At 41.2% G+C, this 18,705-nt stretch carries 15 protein-coding genes; all 15 read right to left on the bottom strand.

Annotation, left to right across the window (positions count from 1 at the left end; all coding sequences use genetic code 11):
- Positions 1–3 precede the first annotated feature (3 nt).
- Positions 4–2,082 carry an LPS export ABC transporter periplasmic protein LptC gene (gene lptC, locus EMIN_RS00825; protein ID WP_083759816.1) on the bottom strand — a complete coding sequence of 693 codons (2,079 nt, stop codon included), beginning with the start codon at positions 2,080–2,082 and terminating at the stop codon, positions 4–6.
- Positions 2,072–3,040 (bottom strand): ROK family protein, encoded by a 969-nt coding sequence (locus EMIN_RS00820; RefSeq protein WP_012414340.1) that lies wholly within the window; start codon positions 3,038–3,040, stop codon positions 2,072–2,074. Before EMIN_RS00820 ends, lptC begins: the two co-directional genes overlap by 11 nt.
- Positions 3,041–3,042: 2 nt before the next feature.
- Entirely contained in the window at positions 3,043–3,930 is an 888-nt protein-coding gene (gene xerA, locus EMIN_RS00815; protein WP_012414339.1) for a site-specific tyrosine recombinase/integron integrase, read from the bottom strand.
- The gene (topA, locus tag EMIN_RS00810) at positions 3,930–6,227 is read right to left on the bottom strand and encodes a type I DNA topoisomerase (protein WP_012414338.1); all 2,298 of its coding nucleotides are present in this window, start codon (positions 6,225–6,227) and stop codon (positions 3,930–3,932) included. Before topA ends, xerA begins: the two co-directional genes overlap by 1 nt.
- 23 nt (positions 6,228–6,250) lie before the next feature.
- Positions 6,251–7,369 (bottom strand): DNA-processing protein DprA, encoded by a 1,119-nt coding sequence (gene dprA / locus EMIN_RS00805; RefSeq protein WP_012414337.1) that lies wholly within the window; start codon positions 7,367–7,369, stop codon positions 6,251–6,253.
- Complete coding sequence (locus tag EMIN_RS00800; protein ID WP_012414336.1) at positions 7,366–8,892, bottom strand: YifB family Mg chelatase-like AAA ATPase; 1,527 nt, start codon at positions 8,890–8,892, stop codon at positions 7,366–7,368. Before EMIN_RS00800 ends, dprA begins: the two co-directional genes overlap by 4 nt.
- A 3-nt stretch (positions 8,893–8,895) precedes the next feature.
- Positions 8,896–10,005: a hypothetical protein gene (locus EMIN_RS00795; RefSeq protein WP_012414335.1), complete on the bottom strand. Its 1,110-nt coding sequence runs from the start codon at positions 10,003–10,005 to the stop codon at positions 8,896–8,898.
- Positions 10,005–10,445 carry an LPP20 family lipoprotein gene (locus tag EMIN_RS00790; protein WP_012414334.1) on the bottom strand — a complete coding sequence of 147 codons (441 nt, stop codon included), beginning with the start codon at positions 10,443–10,445 and terminating at the stop codon, positions 10,005–10,007. Before EMIN_RS00790 ends, EMIN_RS00795 begins: the two co-directional genes overlap by 1 nt.
- Entirely contained in the window at positions 10,442–13,735 is a 3,294-nt protein-coding gene (locus EMIN_RS00785; protein WP_012414333.1) for a DnaA ATPase domain-containing protein, read from the bottom strand. The genes EMIN_RS00790 and EMIN_RS00785 overlap by 4 nt, the downstream gene beginning before the upstream one ends.
- Complete coding sequence (deoC, locus tag EMIN_RS00780) at positions 13,732–14,379, bottom strand: deoxyribose-phosphate aldolase (RefSeq protein ID WP_012414332.1); 648 nt, start codon at positions 14,377–14,379, stop codon at positions 13,732–13,734. Before deoC ends, EMIN_RS00785 begins: the two co-directional genes overlap by 4 nt.
- Before the next feature lies 1 nt (position 14,380).
- Positions 14,381–15,139, bottom strand: coding sequence for a triose-phosphate isomerase (gene tpiA, locus EMIN_RS00775; protein ID WP_012414331.1), 759 nt, complete (start codon positions 15,137–15,139; stop codon positions 14,381–14,383).
- A gap of 134 nt (positions 15,140–15,273) precedes the next feature.
- The gene (gene nth, locus EMIN_RS00770) at positions 15,274–15,921 is read right to left on the bottom strand and encodes an endonuclease III (RefSeq protein ID WP_012414330.1); all 648 of its coding nucleotides are present in this window, start codon (positions 15,919–15,921) and stop codon (positions 15,274–15,276) included.
- Positions 15,922–15,925: 4 nt separating this feature from the next.
- Entirely contained in the window at positions 15,926–16,984 is a 1,059-nt protein-coding gene (locus EMIN_RS00765; protein WP_012414329.1) for a trypsin-like serine protease, read from the bottom strand.
- Positions 16,984–17,508, bottom strand: a complete 525-nt coding sequence (locus EMIN_RS09320) for a prepilin-type N-terminal cleavage/methylation domain-containing protein (RefSeq protein WP_012414328.1) — start codon at positions 17,506–17,508, stop codon at positions 16,984–16,986. The genes EMIN_RS00765 and EMIN_RS09320 overlap by 1 nt, the downstream gene beginning before the upstream one ends.
- Positions 17,509–17,517: 9 nt before the next feature.
- The gene (locus EMIN_RS00755) at positions 17,518–18,705 is read right to left on the bottom strand and encodes a glycine C-acetyltransferase (RefSeq protein ID WP_012414327.1); all 1,188 of its coding nucleotides are present in this window, start codon (positions 18,703–18,705) and stop codon (positions 17,518–17,520) included.

The following is an 18,705-nucleotide window of genomic DNA, read 5'->3' as shown; positions in this document are numbered from 1 at the left end:
TTATTATCTTAAATCGCCGGGATTACGCCAGGGGGACCAGTAACGGTCTTCCTTACTGAAGGTGTCGTCCCTGTGTTTTTTTCCGCAAAGCACAGCTATCCTAAAAGCAAAAGAAAGGTTGTTGTTTCTGTCCTCAACGCCAAATTCCATATGCGCGTCATGAAAATCTTTGTAAACTTTAAAACTTCTTGAATACGCGTTTAAAGAACCTTGCCTTATCTCAAAATCAACGCCTACGTCAAAGTACCAGGTAATATTTTCGGGCCTGAACCAAAATTTAGTGTTAAAAAGATAGCTGTTTTGGTCTAAAGAATAATTGTTCATGCCAAAAACCATACGGCTTTTTTTAAACATTCTAAAATCACTTTGTAAAACAAACGCTTCCTGTCCTTCTTTAACGTCATAAAGATTCTGCGCGAACAAATTAAGGTCTCCGTTCATTGTGTTAACGCCCAGTTCGGCAAGAATAGGCAGCATTCTGTTATCAAAGCTCCAATTGTCTTGTGTTTCCCGCAAGTCATACCCCGTGCCAAGCCTGAAATATAGCCATTGCGACGGACGGTAATGGTTTTGTATATAGATTCTGTTAAGCTCTTCCCCCATATCATCGGAAACATTGTCAGTATTTAGAGTGCCGGTGGAAAATCTTTTTAAATAATCATAGGATATATCTAAAGATCCGGTAAGCAGCTCCGCTCTTAAATTAACGCCGGAACCTAAACGGGTTACATATGCGTCTTCATTATTATCTTTATCTCTGAAAATCACTCTTTCATCAAGCGACACGTACGGCAAAAGGGTAAAAGTTCTGTTTAAATTAAAAGACCTGCTGCTGTGCCAAAAAGCCCCCGCGGTTTGTTTAAAACCTTCGTCTCTTACTTCGGTATTATAAACATTAGCGTTAAAACGGTTTACTATGCCCAAAGGAAGGGTAAACGGCATAAGATGATATTCAAATTTAGGAAGAATTTTTTCAACTATTTCATACTCTTCGGTAACATAATTATATTCATCTTTTTGGGAATAGCTTATGCGTGTAATAGACCTTCTGCTCTGCCTGGAAAAAGCCACATTTATATCCTGGTCAGGCATAAATTTAAACGGGTTGGAACGGAAATAAGTGTCGTTAAAATACGGGTCGGACACACTTCTAAACTGTGACTGCATTGTATACATGGCGCCGCCGTCATCTCTGTTTAAGTGGTCAGAATTGTCAAACAACTGAGCCCAAAAACCGCCGCTTACGCCCCAGCGGTAATCTTCTTCCTTTTGGTCATCAATGGCGTAGGCTTCCAAATTACCAATTACTTTATCCGTATTTTGAACAAGAAGCTGTACGCCGTAACCAAAACCCGCTTTTGTGTAACCGTCAAGATTAACGGTTGTTCTTAAATTTCTTGTAGGAAAGAAGACAGTGCTTGTTAAAAGACCGTAACCCGTTCTTGCGCTTTGCGTAAAATCAACGTAGGTAGTAAAAGGTTTTTTTGAATCTAAAGAACGCCAAAAAAACGGCAGATAAAAAACAGGAACATCGCTTAAATATAATAACGCGTTAGTAACATAAACTCTTTTTTCGGGAGTCATTGTAACGCTGCCGGCTTTTAAATGATAATGGGGATCTTCCTGGTCACAGCAGGTTACCTGCGCGCCTCTGTACCGCTGCCTTCCGTTTTTAAATTCCGCGCTGTCAGCGTGTAAAAGCCTTATCGGAGGATATTCGGCCGAAATATTTTGAAGAGTCAAATGACTGTTTTGGTAATCGTAAAAAAGATTTTCCCCTCTTAATTCTCCACCGTCCTGCTCTACTCTAACCTCGCCTTCATTATAAACTTTTTGCTCGGCCTGATTTATATATAAATTTTCGGAATATATGCGTGTTTCATCAAAATCTGAGTTCACTGCGGTTACATTAACATCCCCTAGTAATCCTGCTGTTCTGGTATTGCCGTCATAATCAAGTTCATCAGCATTAAAATATATGTAAGTATCGCCCGAAGGAACCGGCATTTCATAATCCTGCGCTTTCAAAATAAAAGAGCATAATAGAAATGTGATAAATAAAGTAATGTTTCTAGTTCGCATTCTTATTTCTGTTTATTGCATATAAAGCCGCGCCTATGCCGCCTATCTCAGGCAACTGGGAGGTATATATTTTTAAATTTTTAAAAGGGGTAATAATTTTTTCCAAAGACAACCTTTTCTTTAAGGCGGGCATAAAATATTTTGCCGCACCCGAAACTCCGCCTGCTAAGACCACTACGTCAAAATCAAGTATAAGCCCCGCGTTTGCTATGCCCGCGCCTATACTTAAACCTACTTTTTCCCAAACTCTTTTTGCGCTATTACAGCCTTTCGCGGCTGCTTCGGATACCAAGGCTATTTTAAATTTTTTATCTTTAGCCGCCATTTTAGCGAGTAAGCTTGAAGGATGTTTTTTTACTTCCTCATTTACCAGCCTGTGTATGGCAATTGTGCCAGCGTAAGCCTCAAGGCAACCTCTGGCGCCGCATCCGCATAAGGGCGCTTTCGGATCTAAAGAAATTTTTATATGCCCTATTTCGCCCGCGGACCCATGCGAGCCCTGGTACAAATTGCCGTTAACAATAACGCCGCCGCCTATCCCCGTACCCATGGTTATAACCAGCACGTTAGCATATTTCTTTTTTAAAATAAGCTCATAAATGCCCCAAGCGGCAATAGTGGCGTCGTTAGCGGTAACAGGTTCAATCCCCGTAAGTTTTTTAATACCCGCGCCAAACTCAATTTTTTTTATGTTTTTATTTTTAAATTTTAAATTTGTGCCGAATCTTAAAACGCCTTTTTTATTATCAACGTCGCCCGGAAGGCCAAGGCCTATGCAAATTTCTTCTTTAAATTCCTTTTTCCAAACATTAATAAAATCCGCTATTTGCTTAATAAAAAAAGCCGGGCCTTTACTCATGTCCGTTTCAAGTTTATGATATTTAATTTCTTTTCCTTGTTCGTTTAACGCGAAAAATTTTACAAAAGTTCCGCCGACATCAATGCCTATTCCTATCATACCTACTCCTTAGATCTCGGATGGGTTTGCCCGTAAATTTTTTTAAGCCTGTCCAAAGACACATGCGTATAAACCTGCGTGGCCGACAGGCTTTTATGCCCAAGCATTTCCTGTAAGCTTCTTAAATCACAGCCGTTATTTAACATATGGGTCGCGAAAGAATGCCTTAAGCTGTGCGCGGTTACCTTTCTTGCCAAATTAGCTTTTATAGTAATATTTTTAACTAAGTAAGCAAGTCCGTCACCGGTTAAACGCCCGCCAAGTCTGTTTAAAAATAAAGGATCCCCGCTGTTATAAACGCCGCGCGTGGACAGATATTCTTTTAATGCTTCAATAGCCAAATCAGTTATAGGCACAAGACGCTCTTTAGAGCCTTTGCCCATAACGCGCACAACGCCTAAATTTAAATCTATATCCTTTATGCTAAGGCCGGTAACTTCGCTTCTTCTTAAACCGCTTGAATAAATAAGCTCAAACAAAGCTTTGTCCCTTGCGGGCAATTTGCCCTGGTTTGCAGCCGTGTCAATAAGCCTGTCCGTTTCTTCCTGCGTTAAAAATTTTGGCAAAAGTTTTTCTCTTTTAGGCAGCGGCAAAAGTTTAAAAGGGTTATTTTTTATAACCTCATGTTTTAATAAATATTTGGCGAAACTGCGCATTACCGAAATTTTACGAAGAACAGTGTTTTTTTTATAATCGCCTTCACTTGTTACTCCCAGGTAGCCGCGAAGCTTTGTGTGAGTAAAAAATTCAGCCGCCGTTAAATTATGCTCAGCCATATAATTTTCAACATCTTTTAAGTCCGCAGTGTAAGCCCGCAGAGTATGCCGGGAAAAATTTTTACTCTGCAAACTTAAAATAAACTTATTTATAAGGCTTGCGTTACTTTCCATTATTTATTTTCTGCTTCGTGCTCTTTTTTTATTTTGGCGATTTCCTCAGGTGAAACAGATACTATTGTTTTACATTTAGGGTAACCGCTGCAGCCTAAAAATTCGCCGCGTTTGCTTGCGCGAAGCAGCATAGGTTTGCCGCATTTTTCACATTTAATTTTTGTTTCAATAGGGCCGGAGGAAGCTACCTTATTGCCGCTCGCATCAATAGAAAATGTGTTTTTGCATTTAGGAAACGCACTGCAAGCCATAAACTTACCCCTGCGCCCCGAACGTATAACCATGGGGCTACCGCATTTTTCACATTTTTCCTCGGTTACTTCAGGCGCCAATTTTTCGCCTGAAGAAGTTAAATTAATTTTACCCTTACATTCCGGATAGGTGGAGCAGGCCAGGTATTCGCCGAATCTGCTTCTTCTTATTACCATGGGGCTGCCGCATAATGGGCATTTTTCATCGGAAGGTTTGGGCGCGGCGCGCTGCATGTCTTTATCTGCCGTAGCTAAATCTTTTTTAAAACCTTCATAAAAATCGCCTATAACTTTAACCCAGTCATTATCGCCTTCTGCTATATCGTCGAGTTTTTCTTCAATGCCCGCAGTATAAGAAAGGTCCATAATATCTTTAAAAAAGTCTTTTAACTGGTCTGTCACCGTTACGCCCAAATCAGTCACAATCAGTTTGTTGGTTTTCGGCTGGCGGATAATATATTTCCTGTCCAAAATAGTTTTAATTGTAGGAGCGTAAGTGGAAGGACGCCCGATACCGTGCTTTTCAAGCGTTTTAATCAAGCTCGCCTCATTATAGTTCGGCGGCGGGGCTGTTTTATGTGATTTGGTTACAATGTCAATAAGGTTTAAATCATCGCCTTCCGTAAGATTAGGAAGCAAGGCTGAGCCTTCGTCCTCTTCTTCCGAATCGTCTTCTTTATAAACGGATAAAAAGCCCGGGAATTTAACTGTGCGGCCCGTTGCTCTTAAAACGCATTCTTCAGCTTTGCCTGCCGTTATGTCGACAGATACTGTGTTAAAAACAGCGTCCGCCATTTGGCTGGCAATAAACCTTAACCAAATAAGTTCGTAAAGTTTGTACTGGTCCGCGCTCAAATAATCTTTTATACTAGCTGGCGTTTTATAAACATCAGTCGGGTGAATAGACTCGTGCGCTTCCTGAGCGCCTTTTACTTTGCTTTTAAAAAAATTTGGAGTTGGGGGGACAAAATCATCCCCGTATTTGCCGGCTATAAACTTTTTGGTTTGGGATTGCAAATCTTTTGATACGTTAAAAGAGTCTGTTCTCATATACGTAATTAAACCTACAACTTCACCCGCTATCTCAACGCCTTCATAAAGGCTTTGCGCCGTCATCATAGTTTTTTGTGAAGGGAAACCTATTTTATTATACGCTTCCTGCTGTAAAGAGCTGGTTATAAAAGGTGGTTTGGCTTTTTGTTTTACTTCTTTTTTTTCAATTTTACTTACCGTTAAGGGCCCTTGTCTTAATAAAGAATTAACAGGGGCAAGATCCTCAGGTTTTTTAAAGACTGTTGTTTTTACTTTATAGTCTTCGGCGAACAAATGGTATGTTGTAATAATTTCAGTATTTTTGCCCCTCCATTTAAGCATGCGCGCGTTAAATTTGGGCGTTTCACCTTGCTTTTCAAGCTCGGAGGTTAAAGAATAATATTCTTCTTCCCTAAAATTTTCTATTTCTTTGGCACGCTCGGCAAGAAGCCTTACCGCTACGCTTTGCACTCTGCCCGCGGAAAGACCGCCCGTAATTTTCTTCCAAAGAAGCGGCGAAAGTTTGTACCCAACCAAACGGTCAAGTACGCGCCTTGCCTGCTGTGCGTCAACCAAATCTTTATTAATATTTCTGGCATGGTCAAAACTGGCTTTAACAGCCGCGGGCGTAATTTCATGAAAGAAAATACGGCGTATTTTTTCAACAGGTATTTTTAAAAGTTCAACCAAATGCCAGGCAATAGCTTCTCCTTCGCGGTCAGGGTCAGTGGCCAAGTAAACATATTCGGAACCTTTAGCAAGTTTTTCAAGCTCGGAAACCATTTTTTTAGCTTTTTCCACAGGAACATATTTGGGTTTAAAACCGTTTTTTTCGTCAACGCCTATTTCTTTGGAAGGCAAATCCCTAACATGCCCGAAGGAACTTTTTACAACATAATCGGCCCCTAAAATTTTGCTTATTGTTTTTTGTTTTGTAGGTGACTCGACTATAACAAGGTTTTTACCTTTAGAAAGAGACTCCGTTTTTTTTGTTGTTGTTTTCTTGGTTGCCATTTTCTTTATCTTCCTTTTTTTGTTTAAAAATTGTTACGGCTGTATTTGCCGTCTTTGCACATTAAAACGCCTTTAATCTCCATTTCAAATAATACCGCCGCGGCCGAAGGAACATCCGTTGCCAAAGCTTCAACAATATCATCGATCGTATGTTCACCGGGGCCGATAACTTCTAAAAATTGTTTTTCCGTTTCAGTTAAATCAAGTATTTCTTTTTGAACCGAATCTTTTTCAAAAACTTCCTCATTAAGGCCAAAGCGCTCCTCAAAAGGAATAAGGTCTATAATATCGCGCGTTTCAAGCAAGGCGTGCGCGCCGTCTTTAATTAACATATTGGGGCCGCCGCTCTGTTCGCTTTCTATAGAGCCGGGCACCGCTAAAATATCTTTACCCTGCTCAGCGGCCAGTTTTGCCGTAATCAAAGCGCCTGAGCGCACTTTACCTTCTATAATAACCACCACGCTTGAAAGGGCAGAAATTATTCTGTTGCGCCTGGGAAAATGAAAAGCGTTCGGCGGTTTATTAAAAGATAGTTCCGAAATTATGGCGCCGCCGTTTTCTAAAACAGCGTTTGCCAAAGCTTTATTTTCAGCCGGGTAACAACGCCCTATTCCAGTGCCCACAACAGCCCAGGTGGGTTTATTAATATCAACCACCGCCTGCTGGCATACACTGTCAACTCCGCGGGCCAAACCGCTTACTACAACGCATCCCGCCTGCGCGATTTCCGTGGCAAATTTTTTAGCGCATCTCCTTCCGTAAGGCGTTATAAGCCTTGTGCCCACCATTGCCACTTTAGGGCCGCGCGCTTCTAATGTTCCGCGCACATATAAAACAAAAGGCGGGTCCTTAATATCTTTTAAACTTTGGGGATACTCATAATCTTCCAAAAGCAAAATTTTGCCGCCCGCTTTATTTGTAAGTTCCGCTTCCTTCTCAGCGTCAAGCGCGTGCGCTTCTTTAAGTAAATTGGCGGCAGTATCTTCCGACATTCCGCCCTGCGCCGCCAAATCCTTAGCTGAAGTTTTTAAAATCATTTCCGCGCTGCCAAAAACTTCTATCATGCGCATGGCCCAATCCGTACGCAAATAGGTAAAAGCGTTTAATTTTATTCTGGCAAGTCTTTCCGAATCTGTTATCATACGTCGGCCACGCCTTTTCTGTCAAGCGGTCTGTACTGTAAAACTTCCATAATATGAAGCTTTGAAATATCTTTACTTCCTTCCAAATCGGCAATGGTGCGCGCCGTTTTTAAAATCTTATCTAAACTTCTGGCGCTTAAGCCCAATTTTCTCATAGCCGCTTCAAGCACCGGCCCGCCGCCTTCGGGCAAAGGGCAAAATTTCTTTATTTCTGCCGTCGTCATAAAAGCGTTTACTTTTGTTTTTGAGTTTTTAAAACGTTCTTTTTGTATTTCCCTGGCCTTGGTTACGCGCGCCCTTATTTCTTTAGAGTTTTCTCCTTCAGCCTTTTTTTCCCAATCTTTAAATTCAACAGGGTTTAAATTAACGGTTAAATCAATCCTGTCTAAAAGAGGCCCCGATATTTTTGAACGGTACCTGTTAATCATAACAGGCGTACACGTACACTGTTTGTGCGGATGTCCGTGATTGCCGCAAGGGCACGGGTTCATAGCCGCTATTAAAGTAAATCTGGCGGGAAAAGAAACGCTTTCCCTTGCTCTTGCTATAGAAACGGAACCTGTTTCCATAGGCTCTCTTAAAACTTCTAAAGCGGCGCGTCCGAATTCCGCAAATTCATCTAAAAATAAAATGCCGTTGTGCGAAAGGGAAATTTCCCCAGGTTTGGGAGTCGCGCCGCCGCCTGCTAAAGCCACGTCCGAAATTGTGTGGTGCGGGTCCCTAAACGGCCTGCTATAGGCAAATTTATCTTTACCGAGCATGTTTGCCACGGAATAAATTTTAGTTATTTCCAATGCTTCCTCATGAGTTAAAGAAGGAAGTATGGACGGAAACCTTTTTGCCAGCATGCTTTTACCGGTGCCGGGCAAACCTATCATTAAAATATTATGTCCGCCCGCGGCCGCGATTTCTAAGGCGCGTTTGGCAAGCGGCTGGCTTTTTACTTCATTAAAATCTAAAAAATATTCAAACTCTTCAGATTTAAATTCAATTTTGCCAATCTGCGCTAAATCAGTAACGCCGTCTAAATATTCGGCAAGTTCTTTTAAATTTAAAGGAGCTATTGCGAGTATTTGCGCCAAAGCGGCTTCACCCGAATTAGCAGGCGGGATTACCGCCGTTTTTTTACCTGCCGCGCCAAGCATGGGCAAAACGCCCGCGCAAGAACGCAAACTGCCATCTAAACCAAGTTCGCCTATAAAAATATGGTCTTTTAACTTTTCTAAAGCTTTTTTACTTAGCTGCCCCGAAGCCGCCAAGATTGAAAGAGCTATAGGCAAGTCAAACCCCGTGCCTGATTTTTTTACTTCGGCTGGGCTTAAATTAACCGTTATTCTTTTTGACGGGAAATCAAAACCCGAGTTTCTTAAAGCCGCCACAACACGGTCTTTAGCTTCTTTAACTTCCGTATCTGGAAGGCCTACAACAGCCATAGTAGGCATGCCCGCGGCGATGTCTGCCTCTACTTCAATGGCAAACCCGTCAACACCTCTAACTCCCGCCGTAAGCACTTTTGAAATCATAAATTACATAAGTTTTAAAACTATCGCTTTTGTGGTTACGCCGTTAACATTAAAATTAGCGCTGTACTGGCGTATAATTTTGGCGGCCAACTCATCGGACGTTTTTATGTTGGCGTGTATAACGAAATCGGCGTTTGAATTGTTATATTTAACTAAGTTAAAGTCCTCAATTTCCCTTAAATCCCTTAAAATATCCTGCAGGGTTTTTAAACGTTCAATACTATTAACGTCGGTAACTCTTAAAGAGTATTCTTTGGCGGAATTAACTGCCGATTGCAAAGGATCCATAATTTCTTTGGCGGCCTGTTCACAAGCGGCGGAAATAGCTTTTTGGGCGGCTATTGATTCAATAGGATCTAAACCGCTTTGCTGGCTTGAAGCCGTTGCCACAATTCCGTAATTTTTGGTTGAGTAAACACGCATATTAACGCTGGCCCTATATGTTTTAAAAGGCGTTATTACCGAGCCTAAAACATTTAAAGGGGCGGCATTTACATCGGCTATAAAAATAAATCTGGCGCCGTTGTAACGGGCTTTATCCATTAAACCGGTAGGGTCGTCAATATTGTTTTGGCTTAAGTTATCGCCGTTCATAAGATAATAAGGCGCGTTTCTTAACGTTTTATAAATAGCCTGTTTGCAGTCCTGGTTTAAGGAAACTTCGTCGTTAATAAGCTCCCTTGATGAAATCATGATATTTGTTTTTTTAACTAAAGAAGATTCTTCCGATTTTTTTATAACGTCGCTTATTTCCGTTACAAGAACCATGGCTTTGATTTTTGTATACCAAAAATCGCCTTTTCTGTAATCTTGCATTACATGATATTTCCTTATAAATCCGTTGGATTTGGAAATAATTTCATTTTGCACAACCTGGCTGTGATCTACGGTAGTGCTGGCAGAAACAAATACGCCCGCCACCATTTCAACAGCCTTCTTCTGCGCTTCTAAAATACCTTCTTTTTTCATTGAAGCCATGTCTACTTCGTTATAAGGAACCAGACTTTCGGAAACTACATATTCTCCTTCGCCTTTAGGACCTATTTGTATTGCGCTGCAGGAACAAAGCGCAACCACGGCAAAAACCGTAAACAAGGATAAAAGTTTTTTCATTATTTCACCTCTATATTAACCGCTTTAAGTTTGCTTAAAGAAAGCCTCATTATAACGGTGGCCGCGTCGTCATTCATATACTCGGTTTTGTAAATTCCCATACCCAAAACCAAACCTTTAATAGTGTTATCTATTGAAGAATCCTGCATAACGGCGTCTTTAACGGACATTTGGGCGTATACGCCAGTGCCGTAAATATGTTCGGCCGCTCTTTGGTATCCTTGGGCTATGGCCGCCTCGCGGCTCATAATACGTTTTTGGGCGGAAGTCGTGTGAGCGGGGTTAGCCGCGCCAAAACCGCGCACCCATAAATATTTACCGTCAACTTTAGTATCGGTAAATGTAGGCGCGATTTCCCCCTTCTTAACCGCGCTGTCCAAACCGCCGCAGGCGGCAAGCAGCAATGCCGCTATCGCCAAAACTGTTAATTTTTTCATCATTTAAGTAACTCCGCTATAACTTTGACATATGTGCTGGGCGCTTTAATTTTTTCAAAATTAATTACGCCGCAACGTATAAGCATAATCTCAAGCATATGGGTGAGGATATCATAAAAATTTTCCCTCACTGAAGGGTCGCACACATCTATGGACGGCCCCAAAATAACCGCGCCTTTAAGATTTTTATTATCACAAATGTTGGCGATTTTAAAGGCGGAGGATATTATATTTGACGTATTGTAAGAGGACTTAAGCGCAAGCTCAAAACTTCCGTTAATTCCCATTTCCTTGGCACGTTCGGCGGTTGAATACGCTATCCACTTCATCATATTAGCGTTATCGGAAGGATAAAAGAAACCCACCTTGCCCCATTCCCCTCTTCCGAAATTGGGCATTTGCGTTATTTGTGAAAAGTCTTTTACGCTTATCGCGCTTTCAACATCCTCACCTGACACAGCCAAAAGCTTTTCAAACAAAACAGGATAAGACGGCACTTCTTTCCCTTCACTTTCAAGAACATGACTTAAAACTTTAGCCCGTTTAATTGTTCTTGAAATAACACTAAGAGACATGCCTCTGAAAAACTTTTCGTTTTCCGCTTCCGTAAGATCTATATGATTATCCGAAAGCATCTTTTTTACTATTCTCGTATGGTTGCTGCCTGTGGCGACCTTAAGTTCGCTTATCCAGCCGGCGTCAAGTTTAAAGTTGATAAGTTCTTCTAACTTAGCCAGGCTTTCCGGCGGGTATTTTGACGTAATAACTATTTGCTTATTTGACTGCAGAAAATAGTTAAGATACTTAGAAATATATTCCCTGTTCTGTTCATTAACCGCCGTCAAATGGATATCATCAATCAAAACAGCTTTTGTGTTTTTAACGAATTCTTCAAAAGTGTTAATTTTGCCTTCAACAACATATCTTTGTATCCCGCGTGAAAAGCGCACGCCGTTTGTAAGAAAAATATTTTGCTGCCCGTACTTTTTAGATAACGCGTACCCTATGGCGTTTAAAAAGTGTGTTTTACCTGTTCCCGTAGCGCCGTGCAAAACAAGCGGGTTGTATAAATTGCCGGGATTGTCAATAACTGAAATAGCCGTAGCGTGGGCGAAACGGTTTGCTCCTATGACCATTGAGTCAAAAGTATATGTGGGAACCAAAGGAACTTCTAAAGGCCAATTATGCTTTTCCCTGTCAGCCAACTCAATGGAATGGTCTATAGAACGTTCGGTTGTCGCCTTTCTGGCTCCAAAAAATGAATGCTGCGTTTTAGAAGGCGAAGAAGGCTCTCGCACAGGAGGCGCGGGCGGGGGAAGCGTTCTTGTCTTTTCAGCTTCCGCGGCAACAGGCGGAGGCGGTACTTTGGCAGGCTCGGTCAAAGAAGCCTGCTCCGACGCGACGGACGGCAGGGGAGCCTTAACTGGAACTGAAGGCATGGAAGGGTTTTGGGGCGGCGCCGGAGGCGCGGGAGGCATTGTTTTTGTCTGTGTATCTTCCGCAGATTTCACAGGCGCGCTCTCCTTATTAAATTCCTGCTCTTGTCTGTTTTCTTGGTTTTCCATATTAATTTCACCATTCTCCCCATTTTTTGTTTCAGCCTCGCTTACTTCAGGCTTTTTCGTTTCCGTTTCTTCCCGTTGCGGCGTTAAATCTTCAACAGTATCCGTTTCAGGCAAAGGATCTTTACTAAGTAATTTTCGGATCTCATCTTCTTCAAGGTTAAAATCATCCGGCATAAGATCAGGTTTTTCATTGGCCATTTCTTCTACCTCTCTGCTAAGGGTTTCTTCCGTTTTGTTTTTAGGTTCTCTGTTCGGCGCCGGCGGTATTAAAGGTGCTTGAGGCGCTGCCGGTTTGCCGTTTATAACAGGCGGAGGAGACGCTTGTTCCGTTCCTGCCGTCTGTTTCGGGTCTTTTGCCTGCGCAATATTTAAAGGCTTAAGCGCGGGCACAATACATTCTTCTTTTCCACCGGTTTCTTCGGGTTTAGTTTCTTTTAAAGAAACATCCTCTTTATTTTCAAATCGTTCGCTGATTTGTTCTTGAATAAATTCAGCTTTTATATTGTTAAAAGTCTTTTCATTATCAACATTCTTTTTTTTATCTTTTTTAACAATTTCAACGGTTTTGGAAATTATTTTATTAGAATCGTTTTTTATGGTTTGTTCGTTAGAATCAACCGTCTTTGCCGATACATTTTGCAATGTCGCGGGGGCCGCTTCATCCATACTATCAGCCTCTTGGACGGGAGATTCTTCCCCGGCAGGTTCTTTAGGTTCTTTTTTCTCATTTAAAGAGCCGCCGCTTACTATCATATCAAAAGGGTCAATCACTTCCCCGCCGCTCTCTTTTTCGGAGGTATCTTCCTTAAAATTTTGCTCAAAAATATTAAAGCTGGTTTTATCCGAATTTTCTAAAATTTCGCCAACCTTAGCACTCTCTTTGTTTATTTCAGCCCCTTCTTTGGCTTCAGCCGTAACGCCAGAATCAGCGTAAACGTCCATAACGGTTTTAGCAGCCAAAATATCTTCCAAGCTTATTTTTGCCCTGTTGCCGGAAGGTCTTGTACCGGGCATTGTTTTTTCCAACAAACGCTGTATTTCTTCTTCCCTGTAATTAGCACCGTTGTCTTTATGTTCAGACTCTTCTTTTTCAGATTCGGTTGGAAAATCAAAATTATGTTCAAATTCCGAAGTAGGATCCTTTGGGTAATCATAAGGCCCGTCGCCGGCTTCGGCCTGTTCAGAGCCGCCCGGAGGAAGGTCAAAAATATTATTTATATCACTATGAAGCTCGGACTTATTTTCCTGGTCTTGGGGTTCTGCCGATTCTTCTTTTAAAGGCATCATCATAGTATCGCCGGGAGCAATGGAAAGGCCGCCGTCCCCCAAATCTATGGAGGTTATTTGATCCCCGTTACTCTCGTCTCTAAAACTTATATCCGGGTCTCTGCTTACTTTAAAATTTTCAGTTTCCAAATCCGTCTTTTTTCTAAATATCGTAGGAGGATTGTCCGGATCGAGAACGCTCTCTAAATTAGCGGGGAAAAAAGGCGTTATTTTTTTACTTTGCTTAACAACTTCCTCAACCGCGGTTTTAATTTTATCAATAATATCAGGGTCATTATTTAACAGGTCAATACGGTAATTGTAAGGGGGATTGTCCGCGAGCATAGGCTCCTTAGCAAAAGGCTGGAGTTTTTTATACGCGAGTTTAGCGTCCGCCGCAGTACCATGCAAATACAACGTCATAACGCCTTCCCTGTTTTTAATTTCCCAAATATCTATCATAAGCTTTCTATAATTTTAATTGAAGAACTTGTTCCTATTCTTGAAGCCCCCGCTTCAACCATTTTTGTTAATGTTTCCAAATCTCTCACCCCGCCGGAGGCTTTAACCTGCATGCCGGATGAAATATTAGCCTTCATAAGTTTAACGTCTTCAATCGTGGCGCCCCCGCCCGCAAAACCCGTGGATGTTTTTACAAAATCAGCTTCAGCACAGGCGGAAAGTTCGCAAACTTTTATCTTTTCCGCATCTGTTAAAAGAGTGGTTTCTAAAATAACTTTTAAAACAAAGTTTTTGCCTAAATCCCTTATTAACTTTATATCATGGTAAGCAAGCTCGTAAAGGCCGCTTTTTACTGCCCCTATATTTATAACCATGTCCAGTTCTTGAGCGCCGTTTTCAAGCGCGTTTTTTGCTTCAAAAACTTTAGCTTCGGTAGTGTTGGCTCCTAACGGGAATCCTATTACAGTGCAAACCTTAACATCGCTCCCTTCAAGTTCAGAAGCCGCAAGCTTAACCCAAAAAGGGTTAACGCATACGGAAGCGAAACCGTATTTAAGCGCCTCGGCGCACAGAGTTTTTATTTCAAACTCTGTAGCGCCGGGCTTTAAAAGCGTATGGTCTATAAGCTTTGCCGTTTTATTCATATTAGTTAAAGTTAATAATCCTTATAAACTGCTCCGCCACTAATGACTGCCCGCCTACTAAGGCGCCGTCAACATCTGGCTGGGCCATAATTGCGTCAACATTATCCGTCTTCACGCTGCCGCCGTAAACTATTCTTACTTTTGAGGCAAAATCCTCACCGTATTTAGAGCTTAAATATTTTCTTGTTGAAGCGTGCACTTCCTGAGCTTGTTCTGGCGTGGCTGTTTTGCCGGTGCCGATTGCCCAAACAGGTTCATAAGCTACAACCATTGAGGAAAGCTGTTCAGCCGTAAAACCTTTCAAGCCGTTTTCAAGCTGTGATTCAATAACGCCTAAAGTTTTATCTGCTTCTCTTTCGGCAAGCGTTTCTCCTACGCAAAAAACAACCGTTAAGCCGTGTTTAAGCGCGGCGGCTACTTTTTTATTTAAAATTGCGTCCGTATCGCCAAATAAGCTGCGTCTTTCGCTGTGTCCTATAATAACGTGGGAAGCGCCCGCGTCTTTAATCTGTGAAGGGGCTACCGCGCTTGTAAAAGCGCCTTTTTCTTCAAAATGCACGTCCTGGGCGGCTACCGCCACTTTGGAACCTTTAACCGCTTCCGCCACGGCCGCTAAGCTCGTATAAGAAGGGGCTATCATAATATCAGCGTTGTTTTTGTTTTCTTTGCAATCAGCAATAGCTTTTGCCAAAGCTTTTGACTCCGCAATAGTATTGTGCATTTTCCAGTTGCCTGAAATAAAAGGTATTCTTTTTGTCATTTTTTAAACCTCATATGTAATATATATTAATATTATATTAACATTTAACACAAATAATTGGAAGTTTTTATAAATATAAAGACAAAACCCCTCTTTAAAACAGGGGTTTTTAGAAGTAAAAGTATAAAAAAATATTAAATACTGTTTTTTACGCCGTTTTTAGGGCAAATTTTTGTAATTGAGCATAAACTGCATTTTGGTTTGCGCGCGTCGCACACTTTGCGCCCGTGCCAAACAAAAGCGTTGCCCGCCCAAAGCCAGTCTTGTTTAGGCAGTTTTTTCATTAAATCAAGTTCCACTTTAACAGGGGCAGTATTATTTGTAAGCCCCGTTCTGTAGCTTACCCTTTTTACGTGCGTGTCAACAACAACGCCTTCCGTTTTTTTAAAAAAATCTGACAACACCACATTTGCCGTTTTACGGGCAACACCGCGGAGCTTAAGCAAATCATTCATATTGTCGGGCACTTCGCCGTTAAAATCCTCCGTCAAAATTTGCGCCGTTGTAACAATGCTTTTTGCTTTCGCGTGATAAAAGCCTGTTGATTTAATAATTGTTTCAATATCTTCAAGGTTTGCCTTAGCCATTTTTTGCGGCGTGGGGTACTTGGCAAACAAAACAGGCGTTACCATATTTACGCGCGCGTCAGTACATTGGGCCGATAAAATAACGGCAACCAAAAGCTGAAAAGCGCTTTCGTACCCCAAAGCGGTTTTAGTGTCAGGATAATCCTTGCGTAAAATTTTAACTATTTTGCTGATTTTTTCTTTTTTTAAAAGCATATTTTTATTTTTTTGAATAATTAAGATACGCCCGTATGTCTTCGGGCAGTTTGGAGTAAGGAATTGCGGTCGCATATCCGTCCGAAGCGTCCAAAATTTCCAAATCATAATAATCATTGCCCATATTTGCGCTTAGTAATTTTAAACTTTTAACGCTAAACGGCGCGAAACCAGAATATTCCATTTTAGAAGCTTTGTCATTTTTTTTGTATGTAAAATCAGCGTTAAAAGAACTTATACCTACAAGCTCACCTGTATTTGTCATAACGCCTGAACCTGATATCCCCTGTTTTGTGCCAAAATTTTTAGCAAGCAGCATCTGCTGGTCTTTTAAAAAGTAGACCGGCGTTTTATCGCCGTCAGAATCATTTTCAAAGTCACCCGAAATTTTTACTTCCTTTTTACTTCCTTCAATTGAAATAATTGATAAAACCCTGTTTAATTTATAATTATTTTTACCGTCAAAAGATATTATTGGCAAATATTTTGCGGAAAAATCTCTTTTATTAGCCGTGTCTAAAAAAGCTTTGGCCCCTTTTACGCGCGACAAAAAAACGTTAACCGGGTAAGCGGTCATTTCTTTTGTGTTAACCACGGTTATCTTTTGTTTGGAAGGACTATATTTAAAAAGCGCGATATCGGTGCTTTTTAAATCAAGCGGTGTTTGCGTATCAAAAGAAGCGTCAAAAAAGACTTTTTGGTTTTTTGGCCCGCTTGTTACCGTTGAATATATTTCATACGAGGAATTTTTGTTAAGAATAACCCGTATTTCACAGTTCTTAAGCTTTACCTCACACTCTTTATCCGCTTTGGCGCAGGTTGTTCTGCAATAAGGTACAACGCAGTGCGCAGCGGTAAAAAACCAATTTTTATGTATTCTTACGGCTTGGCATTTTCCCGTACGCATTCCGGCCGAAAAAACCCTTATATCATAAGTATTATTAAAATCTTCTTCTTTTGTATACTCGTCATAACCCGTTACTTTAATGACGCTTACCTGCGCGCCGCAAAAAGTAAACAATAATACAAACAGCGTAAAAAAGAAAAATATTTTTTTATTCATTAATGTAATTTATAAATAATCCAACCGCCATGGGTTCCGTCAGGCTCGCCGCCAAAAACTTCTTCACAGGCAAGATCGCCCCCTATGGATTCATTATCCATACAATAGTGAATACCGTTTTTGATAAACAACGCGTAGCCTTTAAACTTGCCTGTATTTTTTATAGCTATAATATTGTCCGCTAAAAGGCTGTTTGGCTCGTTAGAAAATATATAGTCGTAATTATTAATTCTTACCTGTCCGTCCGGATAGGCGGACAGATTGCCCGTATTTGATGTTATGGCAACGGCATCTGCAAATTCCGACTTGGCTTTATTCAAACTCCTTATAACTTTTTCGGGAGAAACTGCGCTTGAAATGCTTTGCATATCCTTAAATCTTTTAAGTACAACCATAGCCTCTATAGAGCGGTTACGCTCAATAGCCTTTGCATACATAGGATATGCTATTGCAGCCAGTATTCCTATGATAACCACAACTACCAATAATTCTATTAAGGTAAAACCTCTTTTCATTTTTATCATTTGCCCCCCTTAGGACAACAACCCCATTTCCTTTCCCACTTTTTTATAAGCGGCAACAGCCCGTTCAAGGTCAGTTATTTCATGTCCGGCGGTAATTATGTTTCTAAGCCTTTCTTTACCCTTTGCCACTGTAGGAAACCCTATCGAAAGGGCAAAAACGCCTTCCTCAAAAAGCCTGTCGCTAAACTCAACCGCTTTTTTTGTATCGCCTATCATAACGGGCGTTATAGGCGTTTCGCTTTTATTTATATCAAAACCGGCTTTAACAATTTCTTCTTTAAAAAATTTTGTGTTTGTCCAAAGTTTTTCAAGCAGTTCAGGCTCATTGTATATAACGTCAAGTCCGGCTAAACACGTTGCTATTACGCTTGGCGGATGAGAGCTGGAAAATAAAAAAGGCCTTGCGGTGGAAACCATATAATCTCTTAAATCTTGACAGCCCGCGACATACCCGCCTATAGTTCCGAAAGCTTTAGACAAGGTGCCTATTTGTATATCCACGCGGCCTTTTAAGTCAAAGTGGTCAACAGTTCCTCTGCCCTGGTTGCCCAAAACGCCGCTGGAGTGGGCGTCGTCAACCATAATAATGGTGTCATGCCGTTCGCAAAGCTCAACAATTTCAGGCAGTTTAGCGATATCGCCGTCCATACTGAAAACACCGTCAGTAACAAGCATTCTTCTTCTGGCTTTTTTTACTTCGGGGCTTTCTAAAATTTCTTTTAAATGCGTCATGTCGCTGTGGCGGTAAACTTTTTTTACAGCTTTTGACAAACGTCCGCCGTCAATAATTGAGGCGTGGTTAAGCTCATCTGAAATAAGCACGTCTTCGTGGCTTGTCATTAAACTTTGGCATACCGCGGTGTTTGAGGTAAAGCCCGATTGTATTACCAGGGCTGCTTCTGTTTGTTTAAACTCGGCAAGTCTTTTTTCAAGCTCGCCGTGTAATGTTGTTGTACCTATAATTGTGCGTACTGCGGCTGTACCTATACCGTATTTTAAACACGCGTCAGCCGCCGCTTTTTTAACTTTAGGATGCGTGGTTAAATTAAGGTAATTATTAGAAGTTAAATTAATTACTTTTTTACCGTCAATAACCGCAATCGGCGCCTGTTCTGATTCAAGCACGCGCAGTTTTATAAATCTGTTTTCTTCTTTTAATTTATTAATTTCGTCTTTTAAAAAATCCATTCTGCTCAT

The organism is Elusimicrobium minutum Pei191, from assembly GCF_000020145.1.
GTDB classification, from domain to species: domain Bacteria; phylum Elusimicrobiota; class Elusimicrobia; order Elusimicrobiales; family Elusimicrobiaceae; genus Elusimicrobium; species Elusimicrobium minutum.
The sequence above is the reverse complement of the archived record's forward strand: the minus strand, read 5'-3'. Positions and strand labels throughout refer to the sequence as shown.